Below are 17,789 nucleotides of genomic sequence, written 5' to 3'. Positions count from 1 at the left end.
ACTTAATGAATGCCGAGTCTTTGTCAGTAGTCCTTGCCGGCGGCGGAACGGCGGGGCACATCAGTCCGCTGCTGGCCATAGCGGCCGCAGTGCGGGACGTGCGTCCCGATGTGCGCCTCCTGGCAGTGGGAACGCCCAGCGGGATGGAGACCAGGCTGGTCCCGGCCGCGGGCCTTGAGCTGGCCACCATCAGCCGGGTGCCGTTTCCCCGCCGGCCTTCGCTGGACCTGCTGCGGCTTCCCGGACGGCTTGCCGGCGCTGTCAAGCAGGCCGGAAAAATCCTCGACGACGCACACGCAGACGTGCTGGTCGGTGTGGGCGGCTACGTCTGCACGCCGCTATACCTCGCCGCCCGGCGCCGCAAGATCCCCATCGTCATCCACGAAGCCAACACGCGGGCCGGCCTGGCCAACAAGGTGGGCGCCCGGTTCAGCCGCCATGTCGGCGTTGCTTTCGCCGGCACCAAACTCCGCGGCGCCCGTCACGTCGGCATGCCGATGCGCAAGGAAGTCTCCGGGCTGGACCGCGCTGCCGCCCGGGAGGCGGCACGCGGGCTGTTGGGGCTGGACCAGCATAAGCCTGCCCTGATTGTTACCGGCGGATCGTCCGGGGCGCAGAGCATCAACCGCACCATCGCGGCGTCCGCGGAAGCATTGGGCAAGGCCGGAATCCAAACCCTCCACATCACCGGAAGAGGCAAGGTCGTCGTTGATGACGAGGGCAAACCGCTCACCGCAGACGGCTACCGCCAAGTGGAGTATGTCGACGGCATGGAGAACATCTACGCTGCCGCCGACCTGCTGCTGGGGCGTGCAGGGGCAGCCACGGTCTGCGAGACCGCGGCCGTCGGCGTTCCGGCCGTGTTCGTTCCGCTCCCTATCGGCAACGGCGAACAGGCACTGAACGCCGCCGGGCCCGTAGCGGCGGGAGGGGCGCTGGTGGTGGACGATGAATCATTCACGCCCGAATGGGTGAGCCGGGAAATTATCCCGCTGCTGTCAGATCCTGCCCGGCTGGCGAAGATGGCGGCCAGCTCCGAAGCGCTGGGTATCCGAAACGCAGATCGCCGCATGGCCGATCTTGTCCTGGAAGCGGTAAGCAAATGACCACGTCAACAGCAGGCACCGGCCGGAGCCTGGAATCCCTGGGCCGCGTGCACTTCATCGGCATCGGCGGCGTGGGCATGTCTGCCGTGGCCCGCATCATGGTGGCCCGTGGAGTCCCGGTGACAGGCTCAGACGCCAAGGACCTCCCGGTGATGGCAGACCTGGCCGCTGCGGGCGCAGGCATCCATGTGGGCTACGCCGTCGGCAACCTGGGGAAAGCCCAGACTGTGGTGGCGGGTTCCGCCATCCGCGCGGACAATCCGGAACTCCAGGCCGCCCGTGACGCCGGGCTGCCCGTGCTGCACCGTTCGGAGGCGCTGGCGGCGGCCATGGCCGGCGATCGTGTGGTCACGGTGGCCGGAACGCACGGGAAGTCAACCACCACGTCCATGATCGCGGTGCTGCTCCAGCGTGCCGGCCTGGATCCGACCTTCGCAATCGGTGCCAACGTGCCGGCCCTGGGAGTTAACGCTGCCAGCGGCACGTCTGACATCTTTGTCGCGGAGGCCGACGAATCCGACGGATCGTTCCTGAATTACCGGCCCGACATTGCCGTTGTCACCAATGTTGAACCTGACCACCTTGACTACTACGGGACCGCGGAAGCCGTTTACGAGTCGTTTGACCGCTTCACCGCACTGCTCCCGGCCGACGGCGTCCTGGTGGCGTGTGCCGATGATGCCGGCGCCCGCGCCCTTGCGGAGCGGACCAGCGAGCGGGGCAACACCAGAGTGGTTACCTACGGCACCGCTGAAGATTCAAAGCTGCGGCTGCACGACGGCGGACCGGGAGACGTGTGGGTGTCCACCCCTGCGGGAAGGTTCGCGCTGGAACTTCAGGTTCCCGGCCGCCACAATGCCCTCAACGCTGCCGCGGCATTTGCCGTGGCACTCGAACTTGGCGTTGCGCCCGATGCGGCGTCCGGCGCCCTGGCGCATTTCTCCGGAGCATCGCGCCGCTTTGAATTCAAGGGGGAGGGGCGGGGCGTGCGGGTCTACGACGACTACGCCCACCACCCCACGGAGGTCCGGGCGGCGCTGGCGGGGGCTCGTTCCGTGGCGGGGAACCACAAGGTGCACGTGCTTTTCCAGCCGCACCTGTTTTCCCGGACACGGGAGTTCGCGGCCGAGTTCGCCGAAGCACTCAACGCTGCTGACAGCGCGCTGGTGCTGGACATCTATCCGGCCCGGGAAGACCCGATTCCAGGAGTAAGCAGTGAACTGATTGCGGACCGCCTTTCCACTGGCGGCCGGCTCGTCGCTGCCGAGGACGCAGTCCGGGCTATCGTGGCCAACGCGGCACCCGGGGACATCGTGCTTACGGCCGGCGCGGGCGACGTTACGGCCTACGGCCCGCTGATCGTCCAGGCACTGCTGGCGGAGGCGCCAGGTGGCTAGCACGCGCCGGCCGACTTACAAGGCCGGCAGGCCCGCCAAAGGGAAGGCCCAACCGCGCAACGGGCAAGCGGACGTGATTTCCGCTTCGAAGGACGCGCCTGCAGCCGACCATGCGTCTCCGCCCGAACGCCCATCCCCGTCCGATCGCCCCGCCGCCACCGTGCTGTCCTTTCCGGAGCCCAAACGCAAGCGGATCCGGCGGAACATCATCCTGGCCGCGAGCATCATTGCGGCGCTGGTGGCCGGCCTGCTGGCGGTTGTCGTCTACTCGCCGGTGTTCGCCGTCCAAACGGTCACCGTGGACGGCACCAAAATGCTGACGCCCCAGCAGGTCAAGGATGCGCTGGAGCCGCTGCACGGCAAGCCCCTGCCGCAGGTGAACGACGACGAGGTGAAGCAGTTGCTGCAGCCGCTCGTCCAGGTCAAGGAAGTGACCACGGAGGCCAGGCCGCCGTCAGTGCTGGTGGTACACATCCATGAACGTACCCCGGTCGCCCTGGTGAAACAGGGGGACGTCTTCCAACTGGTCGACGTTGACGGGGTGCAGCTTGGCAGCACCCAGGACCCCGGCAGCATCCAGCTGCCCGTGATCGACGGCGGGGCGGGGGTGATCGGCAAGGATCTGTTCAAGGCCATCACCGCGGTGCTGGCCGCGCTGCCTGCCGACGTTCTCGCCAGGCTGTCCGATGCCTCCGCGAAGTCCGTGGACGCCGTCGAACTCAAACTGGTCGACGGGCAGACCATCATCTGGGGTAACGCGGGCGAGAAGGAGCTCAAGGCCAGGGTGCTCGCGGCTCTGCTCAAAGCGCCCGCCGATCCCAAAAACCCGGTCCAGGTCTACGATGTCAGCGTGCCGCGGCATCCCGTGACACGATAGTGGACGGGTTCCGCGGCACGCAGGCGGGACAGGCATTCACGGGCGCTGCCACAGTGGCGGTCCGGCTGGCGTGGTCAGGGGCGGTTCCTGCTCTATTTAGCGGGTATTCCCACGACACGCGGAGCAGGTCATTGAATGTCTCAGGCATAGGAAATAGCGTCACAACATGAGTTACTTGACATAACTATAACCTTCAAGTCGAAGGTTAAGGTTAGACGCTTCAAGCAAGACTCCATCAGTTTTCGCAATAGGACACGAACAAGGGACACGTAACGTGGCAGCTCCGCAGAATTACTTGGCCGTCATCAAGGTCGTCGGCATCGGCGGCGGTGGCGTGAACGCAGTCAACCGCATGATCGAAGTCGGTCTCCGCGGTGTCGAATTCATCGCAATCAACACCGATGCCCAGGCTCTGCTCATGAGCGACGCCGACGTCAAACTTGACGTCGGCCGCGAGCTGACGCGCGGCCTCGGGGCCGGTGCAAATCCTGAGGTCGGCAAGCAGGCAGCCGAGGACCACGCCGACGAAATCGAGGAGGTCCTGCGCGGTGCCGACATGGTCTTCGTGACTGCCGGCGAAGGCGGCGGCACCGGAACCGGTGGCGCCCCCGTGGTGGCTCGCATCGCACGTTCGCTCGGTGCGCTGACCATCGGTGTTGTCACCCGCCCGTTCACCTTCGAGGGCCGCCGCCGCGCAGGTTCTGCCGAGGCGGGCATCGACGCCCTCCGCGACGAAGTCGATACGCTCATCGTCATCCCCAACGACCGGCTGCTCTCCATCAGCGACCGAAACGTCTCTGTGCTGGATGCATTCCGCTCCGCCGACCAGGTCCTGCTGTCCGGTGTCCAGGGCATCACCGACCTGATCACCACTCCGGGCCTGATCAACCTCGACTTCGCAGACGTCAAGTCGGTCATGCAGGGTGCGGGTTCGGCGCTGATGGGCATCGGTTCGGCACGTGGCGAGGACCGAGCCGTCAAGGCGGCCGAGCTCGCCATTGCCTCACCCCTCCTGGAAGCATCGATCGACGGCGCCCACGGCGTCCTGCTGTCCATCCAGGGCGGCTCTGACCTCGGCCTCTTCGAGATCAACGAGGCTGCCCGCCTGGTCCAGGAAGTGGCCCACCCGGAGGCCAACATCATCTTCGGTGCTGTCATCGACGACGCCCTCGGTGACGAGGCCCGGGTGACAGTCATCGCGGCAGGTTTCGACGACGTCAAAGCCACGTCGCCTTCCATGGACCAGTCGCAGCCCCAGGCGGCGCCCCAGCGTCCGGCAGTGCCTGCCTCGGCTCCGGCCCCCGCTCAGGCGCCGGCCCAGCACGTCCAGCCGGTCCACGCCGGTATTGGCGCATCGGGCTTGAGCAACTGGGGACAGCAGCGTCCCTCTGCCGTCCCTGCAGACTCGGGCTTCGACGTCGACCTTCCCTCCGTTGTGGAGCCGGACCTGTCCGGCAGCCGCTCGGACGACCTGGACGTTCCCGACTTCCTGAAGTAGGGCCCGGCAGGACGTTTTATCAGCTCGTCAGTTAGCGGTGTTTTGATTGTTTTGGTGGCGAACCGAAGTCCGGCCCGGCGTATGGGTTGCATTCACTGACGCCGGGGCCGGGAACCTTGCCCTGCACGTAGGGGATGACCCGGCTGACGTGGTTCGCCGGCGCGAACTCCTGGCGGCCGAAGCGGGCCTGGCAGACGGATTCCAGTACATGAACCAGGTCCACGGTAGTGCCGTGGCCTACATCGGTGACGCGCCGGTCGCCACGGCGGGCAGCGTTGGCCCGGGGGGCCCAACCGCTGATGCGATGGTGTCGTCCGGGCGTCCGCTTGCCGTTATGGTGGCGGACTGCGTGCCCGTCGTCCTTGCCGGAGAGACGGCAGCGGGACGGCCGGTCCTGGCTGTCGCCCACGCGGGCCGCCCGGGCGTGGCCGGCGGCGTCATCCCCGCAACAGTGGCGCGCATGCGCGCCGAGGGAGCGGGGAACATCCGGGCCTGGATCGGCCCGTCGATCTGCGGGTCCTGCTACGAGGTGCCCGAGGGTATGCGGACAGATGTGGCCGCCGCCGTACCGGCAACCTGGTGCACAACATCGTGGGGCACTCCCGGCCTGGATCTTCCAGCCGGTGCGCGCAGCCAGCTTGAAGGCGACGGGGTTACTGTGGAGTATTCCGGACCCTGCACTCTCGAAACTGACGGTCTCTTCTCCTACCGCGGCGACCCGGACACGGGGCGGTTCGCCGGGCTGGTGTGGACCGGTGAGTGAACTCCGGGACATGACGGACGCAGATGACCCCCGCCTGCTCGAAATCCGGGAGCGCCTGGCCGTGGTCCGGCGGAGGATTGCGGCCGCCATCGAAGCCGCGGGCCGCCAGGACAATCCGCCGGAGCTGATCGTGGTCACCAAGTTCCACCCCGCCGACGACGTTCGAAGGCTGGCAGCTTTAGGTGTCACCGATGTGGCGGAGAATCGGGACCAGGAAGCATCCGAAAAAGCTGCCACCCTCAGTGAACTGCGGCTACGGTGGCATTTTGTGGGGCAGTTGCAGAGCAACAAGGCAAAATCCGTGGTGCGATATGCCCATGCTGTCCATTCCGTAGACCGGCCGCAACTGGCAGCAGCCCTTGCCAAGGCGGTGGCCGCGGAGCAGGAACGGACCGGAAGGGGACCACTGGAGTGCTTTATCCAGGTAAGCCTGGACGAGGACGCCGGAAGCCACCGGGGCGGGGCGGCCCGTCTGGAAGTTCCCGCGCTGGCGGACCAGGTGGCCGGGTCGTCGGGGCTCGTGCTCGCCGGCCTCATGGCGGTGGCTCCGCTGGGTTCGGATCCTGATGCGGCCTTCGGCAAGCTGGCGGAAATTTCGGCGCAGCTGCTCAGGGACCACCCCTCAGCTTCGGGGATCTCGGCAGGCATGAGCCAGGACCTTGAATCCGCTGTCAGGGCGGGTGCGACACACCTGAGAATAGGCTCCGATATATTGGGTTCGCGTCCTGCGTTGCGGTAGCGTCGAAGTATTGGAAGAGAATGGCGGGGATTCCAATACTGTCAAGTCAACTCAGCGGCCCGCTTACGGACACGATTAGGAGTCGACCATGGCTGGCGCTCTGCGCAAGACAATGATCTATCTTGGGCTCGCCGATGGCGATGAACACTACGAGTCCGAGCACAACACACCGCACAAGGACGAGGACGATTCAATGGAGCATGACCGCGAGGAACGCCGGGCGCCGGCGCCCGTCCGCGAGGTCGCCCGGGAAACTCCGACTCCACACGCCGCCGAAGAGGAATATCGCGCACCTGTGACACCTATCAAGCGCGCGGCCTCGAGCCGCGAAGAGACCACCGGACTCCGCCAGATCACCACGATCCACCCGCGGTCCTACAATGACGCCAAGCTGATCGGCGAAAGCTTCCGCGACGGCATTCCCGTCATCATGAACGTCACGGACATGGGCGAAGCTGACGCCAAGCGCCTCGTAGATTTCTCGGCGGGCCTGGTGTTTGGCCTCCGGGGCAGCATCGAGCGGGTCACCAACAAGGTGTTCCTGCTCTCGCCGTCGTACGTTGAGGTCATCGGCGACGACAAGAAGGTCAGCGAGACGCAGGCCAGCTTCTTCAACCAGAGCTAGCACCAGACCCGAACGGATGCCAGACAGGACACCTGTCTGGCATCCGTGCTGAAATAGATAAGAACGGCAACAGGACACTGCGGTATCCGGAATGAACATGGAGATATGAGTTAACTCATGGGAATTGTTTTCGGACTTGTCTATATCGCTTTATTATTCGTATTTGTGGCATTGATCATCCGTTTGGTCTTCGACTGGGTGCAGATGTTTGCTCGGGAGTGGAGGCCCAAGGGCGCCGCCCTGGTGACGGCCCACACTGTCTACTCCGTCACAGATCCGCCCTTGAAGGTGCTGCGGCGCCTCATTCCGCCCTTGCGCCTGGGCGGGATTTCGCTTGATCTCGGTTTTTTGCTGTTGTTCATCGCTATCAGCGTGGCTATGGCAATCGTGAGGTCTTTCGCGTAATTTTCATTACAGCTTGCGGCGCAGAAGCAGGCGGGAAACCGCCATCCACGGCATCGCCAAGAAACTCCGGTTTGACACCCAGTGTTGAATTAGAGGAACCAGACCATATTTAGGTACCGTAGTTTTGACGGCCGGAAGGCCTACTGACTAACTAGACCAACGAGGTGACCAGATGGCTTTGACGCCAGAAGACGTAGTCAACAAGCGCTTTCAGCCGACCAAGTTCCGCGAAGGCTACGACCAGGACGAAGTTGACGACTTCCTGGACGAAATCGTCGTCGAACTGCGCCGCCTGAACCAAGAGAACGACGAGCTTCGCAAGAAGCTTGCCGAGAGCGGCTCAGGCACGCCCGCCAGCTCCGCAGCAGCGGCGCCGGTGGTGGAAAAGGTCCCCGCTCCGGTCAAGGCTGAAAAGGACGACTCCCGGGCCAAGGCGGAAGCAGAGGCTAAGGCCGCCGCTGAAGCCAAGAAGAAGGCCGCAGAACCGGCAACTGCTGTTGCAGCAGTTCCGGCCCCGGCTGCCCCTGCCGCGGCCAACGCCACGGCGGAGTCCGCTGCCGGCCTCCTGGCCATGGCTCAGCAGATGCACGACAAGCACGTCGCCGACGGCCAGCAGCAGAAGGACAAGATCATCGCCGAAGCGCAGATCGAAGCCAGCAGCCTGGTCAACGACGCGCAGGAGAAGTCCCGCAAGATCCTCGGCGCCCTGGAGCAGCAGCGCTCCGTCCTGGAACGCAAGGTTGAGCAGCTGCGCGGCTTCGAGCGCGACTACCGTTCACGCCTGAAGGCCTACATCGAAGGCCAGCTCCGTGACCTGGACGCCCGCGGTTCCGTCGCAGCGCCAGAGATCAGCGACGGCAGCCCCGCCGTTTAGCACGTATTCTGAAAGCCGGTGGCTGAGGACTCCTCGGCCGCCGGCTTTTGCCATTAACTGCCACCTGCGCGGCTAGCGGCAGGCACGAGCACCCTCCTTCCAGTCCACGGGACTGGCTCCTGAATGAAAGCTTTATGACTGACGAAACAGCACCTGCCGCAGCGCAGCCAGAAACGACGCACGCACGGCCCCGGAAGGCGGTCCTGCTGTCGCTCTTCGCCGGATTCGCTGTTTTCGCCTACGTCTTTGACCAGCTCACCAAGCTGTGGGTCACCAACACCATGGTGGAGGGGGAGCGCATCCCGGTGCTTCCCCCGCTGCTGCACTGGTACTACATCCGCAACTCCGGGGCTGCGTTCTCCATCGGCGAGAACGTCACCTGGGTCTTCACCATCATCATGGCGGCCGTCTCGATCGCCATCCTTTTCCAGCTGCGCAAACTTGGTTCGGCCTGGTGGGCATTGGCCCTCGGCCTGCTCCTGGGGGGTGCCCTGGGCAACCTCACGGACCGGCTGTTCCGCGAACCGTCGTTCGCCATGGGCCATGTGGTGGACTTCATCCAACTCCCCAATTTCGCCATTTTCAACATTGCCGATTCCGCCGTCGTCTCCGCCGTCGTGATCATCTGCCTGCTGACGCTCCGGGGGATTTCCCTTGACGGTTCACGGCTCCAGAAGGCCACGGAGGGCAAGGATGCCTGAGAGACTCACCGTTCCCGAAGAGCTCGCCGGGACCCGTGTCGACGCTGGACTCGCCAGGCTGATGGGCATATCCCGCTCGCAGGCGGCCACGCTGATCGCCGAAGGCAATGTCAGTTCCGGAGGAAAGGCCGTGGGCAAGTCCCTGAAATTGGCCTCCGGCACCGTGCTGGAGGTTGTTGTCCCCGTACGGCGGGACCCCCTGGAAGTCGTGGAGGAAGTTGTGGAAGGCCTGAAAGTACTGCTGGACGACGAGGACTTCGTGGTCATCGACAAACCAGTGGGTGTGGCCGCGCACCCGTCACCCGGCTGGGTGGGGCCCACCGTGGTGGGGGGACTCGCCGGGCTGGGTTACCGCATTTCGACGTCGGGTGCCCCTGAACGGGCGGGCATCGTGCACCGACTCGACGTCGGAACGTCCGGGGCCATGGTGGTGGCAAAGTCGGAGCGGGCTTACACGGCCCTCAAGCGGGCCTTCAAGGAGCGGACGGTGGACAAGGTATACCATGCGGTGGTCCAGGGCTTGCCGGATCCGCTCGCGGGCACGATCGATGCGCCCATCGGCCGTCACCCCGGCCACGACTGGCGCTTCGCCGTCCTCGAAGACGGCCGTGAGTCCGTGACCCACTACGAGGTGCTGGAGGCCTTCGGCAAGGCGTCGCTGGTTGAGGTGCATCTGGAAACCGGCCGGACGCACCAGATCCGCGTACACTTCTCGGCCCTGCGCCACCCGTGCGCCGGCGACCTGACCTATGGGGCCGATCCGCGACTGGCCGCAACCCTGGGCCTGACCCGGCAGTGGCTCCACGCCCGGCAGCTGGGGTTCGACAATCCCCGGACGGGGGAGCGCGTGACGGTCACCAGCGACTACCCGCAGGATCTCGCGTACGCACTCGAAGTCCTGGCCTCCGGGGACGCCTGAGCCCGAACTGTCGCCGCTCGGCACTAGAATGGTCCGGTGACTTCCAGCAATGACTCGTTCGTCCACCTGCACACCCATACCGAATACTCCATGCTGGATGGGGCGGCCCGCCTGGGGGAGTTGTTCGACGAAACCGAACGCCTGGGGATGCCTGCCCTGGCCACGACCGACCACGGCTACCTGTTCGGTGCCTTCGATTTCTGGCGCAAGGCCACGGACAAGGGCATCAAGCCGATCATCGGCGTCGAAGCCTATGTGACACCCGGGACAGCCCGCGGTGACAAGAGCCGGGTCCGCTGGGGCGAGGAAAGCCAGCGCAAGGACGACGTCTCCGGCGGTGGTTCCTATACCCATATGACCCTGCTGAGCTACAACAACGCAGGCATGCGGAACCTGTTCCGGGCCTCGTCGATCGCCTCGCTGGACTCGGTCTTCGGCAAATGGCCCCGACTGGACCGTGAGCTGCTGAACACTTATTCGGAAGGGCTGATCGCCACCACCGGATGCCCGTCCGGGGAGGTCCAGACCCGGCTGCGGCTCGGCCAGTACCGTGAAGCACTGGAGGCTGCAGCAGAGTTCCGCGACATTTTCGGTGCGGAGAACTACTTCTGCGAGCTGATGGACCACGGCCTGGATATCGAGCGGCGCGTCACGGGCGACCTGCTGCGCCTGGCCAAGGACCTGAACCTGCCGCTGGTGGCCACCAACGACCTGCACTACACGCACGAGCACGATGCCAAGGCGCACGAGGCCCTGCTGGCCATCCAATCGGGTTCCACCCTATTGGAGCCGACCTACGACAACGGCGGTTCGCGCTTCGCCTTCTCCGGCAGCGGCTACTACCTGAAGTCCCCGCAGGAAATGCGTGAGCTGTTCCGCGACCACCCGGAGGCCTGCGACAACACGCTCCTGATCGCCGAGCGCTGCGAAGTGTCGTTCAACACCGGAGCCAACTACATGCCGCGGTTCCCCTGCCCGGAGGGGGAAGACGAAACCTCCTGGCTGGTCAAGGAAGTCGACAAGGGCCTCCACTACCGCTATCCCCAGGGCATCCCGGACAAGGTCCGCAAGCAGGCCGACTATGAACTCGACGTCATCACCTCCATGGGCTTCCCGGGCTACTTCCTCGTGGTGGCCGACTTCATCAACTGGGCCAAGAACAACGGCATCCGGGTGGGCCCGGGCCGTGGCTCCGGTGCAGGCTCCATGGTGGCGTACGCCATGCGCATCACCGACCTTGATCCGCTCCACCACGGCCTGATCTTCGAACGCTTCCTCAACCCGGACCGCGTCTCCATGCCTGACTTCGACGTCGACTTCGATGACCGGCGCCGCTCCGAAGTGATCGACTACGTCACGCGCAAATACGGCGACGAACGCGTCGCGATGATCGTCACGTACGGCACCATCAAGACCAAGCAGGCCCTCAAGGACTCATCGCGTGTGCTGGGCTACCCGTTCAGCATGGGCGAGACGCTGACCAAGGCGCTGCCGCCGGCCGTGATGGCCAAGGACATTCCGCTGGCCGATATCCAGAACAAGGAATCCAAGCGTTACAGCGAAGCCGGTGACTTCCGGCAGCTGATCAGCACCGACCCCGAAGCCGCCAAGGTTTTCGAGACGGCACTTGGCATCGAGGGCCTGAAGCGGCAATGGGGCGTCCACGCCGCCGGCGTCATCATGTCTTCGGACCCGATCATCGACGTGATTCCCATCATGCGCCGTTTCCAGGACGGCCAGGTCATCACGCAGTTCGACTATCCGACGTCCGAAGGCCTCGGCCTGATCAAAATGGACTTCCTCGGCCTGCGAAACCTGACGATCATTTCCGATGCCCTGGAAAACATCAAGATGAACCGCGGCATCGACCTCGATCTCGAAACCCTGGCCCTGGACGACACTGCATCCTATGAGCTGCTGGCCCGGGGCGACACCCTGGGTGTGTTCCAGCTCGACGGCGGCCCCATGCGGTCCCTCCTCAAGCTCATGAAGCCCGACAACTTCGAGGACATTTCCGCGGTGCTGGCCCTCTACCGTCCTGGTCCGATGGGCGCCAACGCGCACACCGACTACGCGTTGCGCAAGAACAAGATCCAGGAAGTCATTCCGATCCACCCGGAGCTCGAGGAACCGCTGTCTGAAATCCTCGGCGGCACATACGGGCTGATCGTGTACCAGGAGCAGGTTATGGCCGTGGCGCAGAAGCTCGCCGGCTATAGCCTCGGCCAGGCCGACATCCTGCGCCGCGCCATGGGCAAGAAGAAGAAGTCCGAGCTGGACAAGCAGTTCGCCGGCTTCTCCCAAGGCATGCAGGACAACGGCTATTCCATGGCTGCGGTCAAGACCCTTTGGGATATCCTGCTCCCGTTCTCCGATTACGCCTTCAACAAGGCACATTCGGCCGCCTACGGCGTGATCTCCTACTGGACCGCGTACCTCAAGGCACACTACGCGCCGGAGTATATGGCCGCCCTGCTGACGTCGGTGGGAGACGACAAGGACAAGTCGGCCATCTACCTGAACGAATGCCGGCGCATGGGCATCACGGTGCTTCCCCCGGACGTCAATGAGTCGGCCCTCAACTTCACTCCAGTGGGCAACGACATCCGCTTCGGCATGGGCGCTATCCGCAACGTCGGCGTTAACGCCGTCGAGGCCATGGTGGCGGCACGCGAAAAGGAGGGCGCCTATACGTCCTTCAAGGATTACCTTATGAAGGTCCCGGCAGTGGTCTGCAACAAGCGCACGATTGAATCCCTGATCAAGGCAGGTGCGTTTGACTCCCTGAAGCACCACCGGCGTGCCCTGGCCATGATCCATGAAGAAGCGATCGACTCCGTGATCACCCTTAAGCGCAACGAGGCGATCGGTCAGTTCGATCTTTTCGCCGGTTTTGACGAGGCAGAATCCGAGGCGTCCCTCAGCATCGAGATCCCGGACCTTCCCGAATGGGAGAAAAAGGACAAGCTCTCCTTCGAGCGCGACATGCTGGGCCTCTACGTCTCGGACCACCCGTTGCAGGGCCTCGAGGGGCTGCTGAGCCAGCATGCCGACCAGTCCATCACCTCGATCATCGCGGAAGACGGCCCGCACGACGGCGCCATCGTGACCATTGCGGGCATGATCACTTCGCTGAGCCGGCGGATCGCGAAAGCCAGCGGCAATGCCTATGCCCGTGCCGAGATCGAGGACCTGGGCGGTTCCATGGAGGTCATGTTCTTCGGCCAGGTCTACGGTCCCATTGCGTCCGTGCTCGCCGAAGACCTGATCGTGGTGGTCAAGGGCAGGCTGCAGCGGCGCGACGACGGCGCTGTCACCTTGAACTGCATGGAGCTGTCCGTCCCGGACCTCAGCGAGGGCTTGAACGGGCCGCTGGTCATCACCATGCAGACGCACAAGGCCACGGAGGCCGTGGTGACTGAACTTGGTGACGTGCTGAGGACACACCGGGGCAACTCGGAAGTCAGGCTGCACCTGCAGGGCGACACCCGGGTGGAAGTGATGGCGCTCCCGGTCCACTTGAGGGTCAACCCGAGCCCGTCGCTCTTCGGCGACCTGAAGGTGCTCCTCGGACCGACCTGCCTGGACAGCTAGTTGCCCGGTCAGTCAGTGACGACGGCACCGGGCACGGCAGTGATCTCCGGTACGCGCCGGGGCGGGCATCGACGTCGTCGTCAATAATGCCGCGGTGGGCAGCAAACAGAAGACACTGGGGGCAGTTGACCCCGGTTTTCTTATGCAGCTTCTTGACAACAACATCGGGGGTGCCGTCCGGGTGACCCAGGCATGCCTGCCCGGTCTGCTCCGGGCGGGGCAGACCGGCCGCAGGCCCCTGGTGGTGAACGTGTCGTCCAGGCTGGGCTCGGCAGCGCTTCAGGCGGGCGGCGAATTCGCGGGTTTCGGGACGAGTTACGGCTATCGGCTGAGCAAAGCGGCGCTCAACATGCTGACGCTGAGCCTGCATGAGGAGTTCGGCGCCCAACTGGACGCCTGGTCCGTACATCCCGGCGCACTCAACACCGGAATGGGAAGGGCCGGTGCGACGAAGGAGCCCGCAACGGCGGCCAGGGAGCTGCTGCGGGAGCTCACCGGGAGCCGGGGGACCAGCCCGCGCTATTTCGAACTGGGATCGTCCGCGCCCCTGCCCTGGTAATGCCCTAAATCTCGTAGTCGAGCGGCACGGGCTGGCTGTAGGCGCCAGAGTGGTACAGCAGCGGCGAGCCGTCCTCGCCCACCTGTCCTTCCACAACCTCCACCACAACCACCGCGTTGTTCTCAAAGGAGAGGCGCATCTGGATCTTGCCGATCAGCCAGCCCGCTACGTCTTTAAGGACGGGAACGTCGTGCGGTCCGAGCTCCCAGTGGTCACCCTCGAAACGGTTCTTGGTCCGCGCGAAGCGGTCGGCGAGTTCCTGGTTTTCCAGCCCGAGCATGTGGACGCCAATGTGCGTGGTGTTGGCGATGGCCGGCCAAGAACTGGAGGTGCGCGCCATGTTGAAGGTAAAGCGCGGCGGCTGGGCAGACAGCGATGCCACGGAGGTGGCCGTGAATCCATACGGGGTGCCGTTGTAGTTCACGGTGATAATCGCCACGCCGGCCGCATGCCGGCGGAACATCTCCTTGAACGTGCCTTCGAAGGCTGCGTTGTCTGAGGACACTGTGTTCTAACTCCCTGCTGAAACTAATTCCGGTTGAATCCTGCATGCCAGCGTAGGGGCCCAACGGTGGCGTCCGTGACTTGGTTACCTGCCGCGTCCCGTGTTTGACGACGGTGAACATTTGTTAATGTTTGTTTCATGACACAGCCATCCGGCACCGGCCCGGTCCCGCCGAATCCGCAGCACCCCGTGGGTGACGGCAACCCGCCTGCCTATGGTGTACTTTACCGCGGTGGCAGCGCTTCGTGGCGCCTGCCGGCGGCCATAGCCGCCGCCGGGATTCCGGTGGGACTGTTGTGGTGGCTGCTGGCGCCCGGCGGCTTGAACCTTCTCTCCGGCAACCCCTCCCTGGCCAGCGGAACGAATGCCGAAGGCTGGCTTCCCCGGGACCTCGTGCTGGCGGGCCTGTTCCTTCTGGCGGGCTGCGTGACCGGATTCCTCCTCGATGGAAAACGCGCCGCGGCCCCGATGCCCGGGACAGTGCTCTTCGCTGTGATCGGCGGGGCGATGGGCGCCCTGATCGCCTGGCAGACCGGGGTGCTGGCGGGGCAATGGTGGGGACCGGACGAAGACACTGCCGCGAACGCCAGCATCGCGTTCTCGCTTCGGGCCTTCGCTGTTCTGGCCATCTGGCCGGCAGCCGTGGCCATTGCGGTCTTTGTGGCGAACCTGATCAGTCTCCTGGGCACGCCGCCGGTGCAGGACAGCTAGGCGCTGTCGTCGCGCTGGGCTTGGTCGGCCCTGCTTAATCGACCCCGCTTAATCCACCCCGCTTAACACGGAACGAAGCGCTCCGGCCGGCACGTAAAATGGGCGGGTGACCATTTCACCGGACAGCCCCGCCCAGACCACCACCCCGGCCATCAGCTACCGCACTGTTGACCTACGCGGCCAGCGGCTCTCCTTGGCCGGGCTCCGGGCGGCGGTTCCCCGAGCCCGGCACCAGACCATGGCCGACGCCGAGCAAAAGGTTGCGGACATCATCACGGCGGTCCGCTCACGGGGCTTCGCCGCGCTGGGAGAGTTCGCCAGGACGTTCGACGGCGTGGAGCAGGAACACCCGAGGGTCCCGGCTGCTGCGTTGCGCGCAGCACTGGAGAACCTGGACCCGGCGGTGAGGGCCGCCCTCGAGGAATCCATCAGCCGCGCGCGCAGGTTTGCTGACAGCCAGAGGCCGGCGAACATCGACGTCGAGTTGGGCGAAGGCGCCGTGGTGAGCCAGAACTGGGTGCCAGTCGGCCGCGTGGGCCTTTATGTCCCCGGAGGGCTGGCGGTCTACCCGTCCTCGGTGATCATGAACGTCGTCCCGGCGCTGGCCGCCGGCGTTGCATCCATTGCACTGGCGTCGCCTCCGCAGAAAGACTTCGGGGGACTCCCGCACCCGACCATCCTGGCTGCCGCGGCCCTGTTGGGCATTGACGAGGTGTACGCCATTGGAGGTGCCCAGGCCATCGCAGCCTTCGCCTATGGTGTTCCCGCGGAGGATCCGGACGCAGCACTGGATCCCGTGGACGTGGTGACCGGGCCGGGCAACATCTTTGTCGCTACAGCCAAGCGGCTAGTCAAGGGCGTTGTGGGCATCGACTCCGAGGCCGGCACCACTGAGATCGCCATCCTCGCGGACAGCAGCGCCCGTCCGTCACTGGTGGCGGCCGACCTCATCAGCCAGGCCGAGCACGACCCCAAGGCGGCGTCCGTCCTCATCACCGATTCAGAGGACCTCGCCGAGGCGGTCCGGGCCGAACTTGGCGTGCAGGCGGGTTCAACCAAGCACGCTGAGCGCGTGCGGGAAGCCCTGTCCGGGCCGCAGTCCGGAGTGGTGCTGGTAGATAACCTGGAACAGGGGATCGCAGCCTGTGATGCCTATGCCGCGGAGCACCTGGAGATCATGACGGCGGATGCCCCCGGCGTCGCCGCCCGCATCCGCAACGCGGGAGCAATTTTTGTTGGCGATTACAGCCCCGTCAGCCTGGGAGATTATTGCGCGGGGTCCAATCACGTGCTGCCTACGAGCGGTACCGCAGCTTTCTCATCAGGCCTTAACGTCACCACCTTCCTTCGTGCCATCCAGGTGGTCAACTACAGCAAGCCGGCCCTTGAAAAGGTCAGCGGCCACATCGTCAGCCTCGCCGGAGCGGAGGACCTGCCGGCCCACGGCGAGGCCGTGACGGCGCGGTTCGCCGGCAACGGCTAACCACTACATGTAGTAATTACAGGCTTGTTATTCAGCTACATGTAGTCGTAAACTGAGCTTGGAAGAATGTAGTCCGGCCCTGCACGCGAGCGGCCTGCATTTCAGCCGACCTGCCACCCCGCCAGGGAAGGAAGCAACGTGTATTGTCCGTTTTGTCGCAACCCTGATTCCCGCGTGGTGGACAGCCGGATGGCCGACGACGGCTCAGCCATCCGCCGGCGTCGGCAGTGTCCCGAATGCGGGCGCCGCTTCACCACCGTGGAAACAACCAGCCTCACGGTGATCAAGCGCTCCGGCGTCGGCGAGCCCTTCAGCCGCAGCAAGGTGATCAACGGCGTGCGGAAAGCCTGCCAGGGCAGGCCCGTGACCGAAGACGACCTCGCCCTGCTCGCGCAGGAAGTCGAGGAGACAATCCGGGCATCCGGCGCTGCGGAAATCGACGCCCACGAGGTGGGGCTGGCTATCCTCAGCCCGCTCCAGAAGCTCGACGAAGTCGCCTATCTCCGCTTCGCGAGTGTGTACCAGGCCTTTGAATCCCTGGAGGATTTCGAAGCAGCCATCGCGATCCTTCGGCATGAAGCGGAAGTCGAAGCGAAGGCTGCCAAGGGCACGAGCCCCGAGAAGAGCCCGCTCTAGACTCCGGTGGTGGCAGCGGAGGGGAAGCCGAAGCCACCACCGGCACCAAGCCCGGAAATCGGACGCTGTCAGCGGCCGCCCGCTACCGGCAGCACTGCGCCGGTAATGTAGCCGGCGTCGCCGGACAACAGCCACAGCACTGCAGCCGCCACCTCGTCGGGTTCGGCACCCCGGCCCATGGGGATGGTCGGATTCAGGCGTTCCACCCGGTCCGGCATTCCCGCCGCGGCGTGCAGCCCGGTTTTGGTGCTGCCGGGCGCGACGCAGTTGACGCGGATTCCCTGTGACGCGACTTCCGAGGCCAGACCAACGGTCAGTACATCTACGGCTCCCTTGGACGCGGCGTAATGCGCCCATGTGCCCGGGGACCCGGCCTTTGTGGCTGTGGAAGAGACGT

18 protein-coding genes are annotated in these 17,789 nt (G+C 64.9%); 16 read left to right on the top strand and 2 right to left on the bottom strand.

Going from position 1 to position 17,789, the window contains the following annotated elements:
- Positions 1–5: 5 nt before the first annotated feature.
- The 13 genes from murG (at position 6) to WMN78_RS01725 (ending at position 14,057) form a co-directional block, all read left to right on the top strand.
- Entirely contained in the window at positions 6–1,106 is a 1,101-nt protein-coding gene (murG, locus tag WMN78_RS01785) for an undecaprenyldiphospho-muramoylpentapeptide beta-N-acetylglucosaminyltransferase (RefSeq protein ID WP_340531670.1), read from the top strand.
- Positions 1,103–2,503, top strand: a complete 1,401-nt coding sequence (murC, locus tag WMN78_RS01780; RefSeq protein ID WP_340531669.1) for a UDP-N-acetylmuramate--L-alanine ligase — start codon at positions 1,103–1,105, stop codon at positions 2,501–2,503. Before murG ends, murC begins: the two co-directional genes overlap by 4 nt.
- Positions 2,496–3,380: a cell division protein FtsQ/DivIB gene (locus WMN78_RS01775; RefSeq protein WP_340531668.1), complete on the top strand. Its 885-nt coding sequence runs from the start codon at positions 2,496–2,498 to the stop codon at positions 3,378–3,380. Before murC ends, WMN78_RS01775 begins: the two co-directional genes overlap by 8 nt.
- A 274-nt stretch (positions 3,381–3,654) precedes the next feature.
- Complete coding sequence (gene ftsZ / locus WMN78_RS01770; protein ID WP_340531667.1) at positions 3,655–4,878, top strand: cell division protein FtsZ; 1,224 nt, start codon at positions 3,655–3,657, stop codon at positions 4,876–4,878.
- 46 nt (positions 4,879–4,924) lie between these two features.
- Positions 4,925–5,641 (top strand): polyphenol oxidase family protein, encoded by a 717-nt coding sequence (locus WMN78_RS01765; RefSeq protein ID WP_340531666.1) that lies wholly within the window; start codon positions 4,925–4,927, stop codon positions 5,639–5,641.
- 10 nt (positions 5,642–5,651) lie between these two features.
- The gene (locus WMN78_RS01760) at positions 5,652–6,380 is read left to right on the top strand and encodes a YggS family pyridoxal phosphate-dependent enzyme (RefSeq protein WP_340531665.1); all 729 of its coding nucleotides are present in this window, start codon (positions 5,652–5,654) and stop codon (positions 6,378–6,380) included.
- An 88-nt stretch (positions 6,381–6,468) separates the two neighbouring features.
- On the top strand, positions 6,469–7,005 hold the full coding sequence (locus WMN78_RS01755) for a cell division protein SepF (protein ID WP_340531664.1): 537 nt from the start codon (positions 6,469–6,471) through the stop codon (positions 7,003–7,005).
- 117 nt (positions 7,006–7,122) lie between these two features.
- Positions 7,123–7,410, top strand: a complete 288-nt coding sequence (locus WMN78_RS01750) for a YggT family protein (protein WP_340531663.1) — start codon at positions 7,123–7,125, stop codon at positions 7,408–7,410.
- Positions 7,411–7,582: 172 nt separating this feature from the next.
- Entirely contained in the window at positions 7,583–8,284 is a 702-nt protein-coding gene (locus WMN78_RS01745; RefSeq protein ID WP_340531662.1) for a DivIVA domain-containing protein, read from the top strand.
- A 134-nt stretch (positions 8,285–8,418) separates the two neighbouring features.
- Positions 8,419–8,985 carry a signal peptidase II gene (gene lspA / locus WMN78_RS01740; protein ID WP_340531661.1) on the top strand — a complete coding sequence of 189 codons (567 nt, stop codon included), beginning with the start codon at positions 8,419–8,421 and terminating at the stop codon, positions 8,983–8,985.
- On the top strand, positions 8,978–9,904 hold the full coding sequence (locus tag WMN78_RS01735) for an RluA family pseudouridine synthase (RefSeq protein ID WP_340531660.1): 927 nt from the start codon (positions 8,978–8,980) through the stop codon (positions 9,902–9,904). The genes lspA and WMN78_RS01735 overlap by 8 nt, the downstream gene beginning before the upstream one ends.
- Before the next feature lie 36 nt (positions 9,905–9,940).
- Positions 9,941–13,498 carry a DNA polymerase III subunit alpha gene (gene dnaE, locus WMN78_RS01730; RefSeq protein WP_340531659.1) on the top strand — a complete coding sequence of 1,186 codons (3,558 nt, stop codon included), beginning with the start codon at positions 9,941–9,943 and terminating at the stop codon, positions 13,496–13,498.
- Between the two features lie 67 nt (positions 13,499–13,565).
- Positions 13,566–14,057, top strand: coding sequence for an SDR family NAD(P)-dependent oxidoreductase (locus WMN78_RS01725; RefSeq protein ID WP_340531739.1), 492 nt, complete (start codon positions 13,566–13,568; stop codon positions 14,055–14,057).
- 4 nt (positions 14,058–14,061) lie between these two features.
- Here WMN78_RS01725 and WMN78_RS01720 read toward each other — a convergent pair whose 3' ends face one another.
- On the bottom strand, positions 14,062–14,520 hold the full coding sequence (locus tag WMN78_RS01720) for a flavin reductase family protein (protein WP_425341100.1): 459 nt from the start codon (positions 14,518–14,520) through the stop codon (positions 14,062–14,064).
- Between the two features lie 180 nt (positions 14,521–14,700).
- Here WMN78_RS01720 and WMN78_RS01715 point away from each other — a divergent pair, with 180 nt between their 5' ends.
- The 3 genes from WMN78_RS01715 (at position 14,701) to nrdR (ending at position 17,392) form a co-directional block, all read left to right on the top strand.
- On the top strand, positions 14,701–15,273 hold the full coding sequence (locus WMN78_RS01715) for a hypothetical protein (protein ID WP_340531657.1): 573 nt from the start codon (positions 14,701–14,703) through the stop codon (positions 15,271–15,273).
- A gap of 106 nt (positions 15,274–15,379) precedes the next feature.
- Complete coding sequence (gene hisD, locus WMN78_RS01710) at positions 15,380–16,756, top strand: histidinol dehydrogenase (RefSeq protein WP_340531656.1); 1,377 nt, start codon at positions 15,380–15,382, stop codon at positions 16,754–16,756.
- 138 nt (positions 16,757–16,894) lie between these two features.
- Positions 16,895–17,392: a transcriptional regulator NrdR gene (nrdR, locus tag WMN78_RS01705; RefSeq protein WP_340531654.1), complete on the top strand. Its 498-nt coding sequence runs from the start codon at positions 16,895–16,897 to the stop codon at positions 17,390–17,392.
- 68 nt (positions 17,393–17,460) lie between these two features.
- On the opposite strand, the gene WMN78_RS01700 is transcribed toward nrdR, so the two are convergent.
- A partial coding sequence (locus WMN78_RS01700) for an SDR family oxidoreductase (RefSeq protein WP_340531652.1) occupies positions 17,461–17,789 on the bottom strand: 329 nt, incomplete at its 5' end.

The sequence above is a fragment of the Arthrobacter oryzae genome (genome assembly GCF_037911235.1).
In the GTDB taxonomy this organism is placed as follows: Bacteria; Actinomycetota; Actinomycetes; order Actinomycetales; family Micrococcaceae; genus Arthrobacter; species Arthrobacter oryzae_E.
The sequence above is the reverse complement of the archived record's forward strand: the minus strand, read 5'-3'. Positions and strand labels throughout refer to the sequence as shown.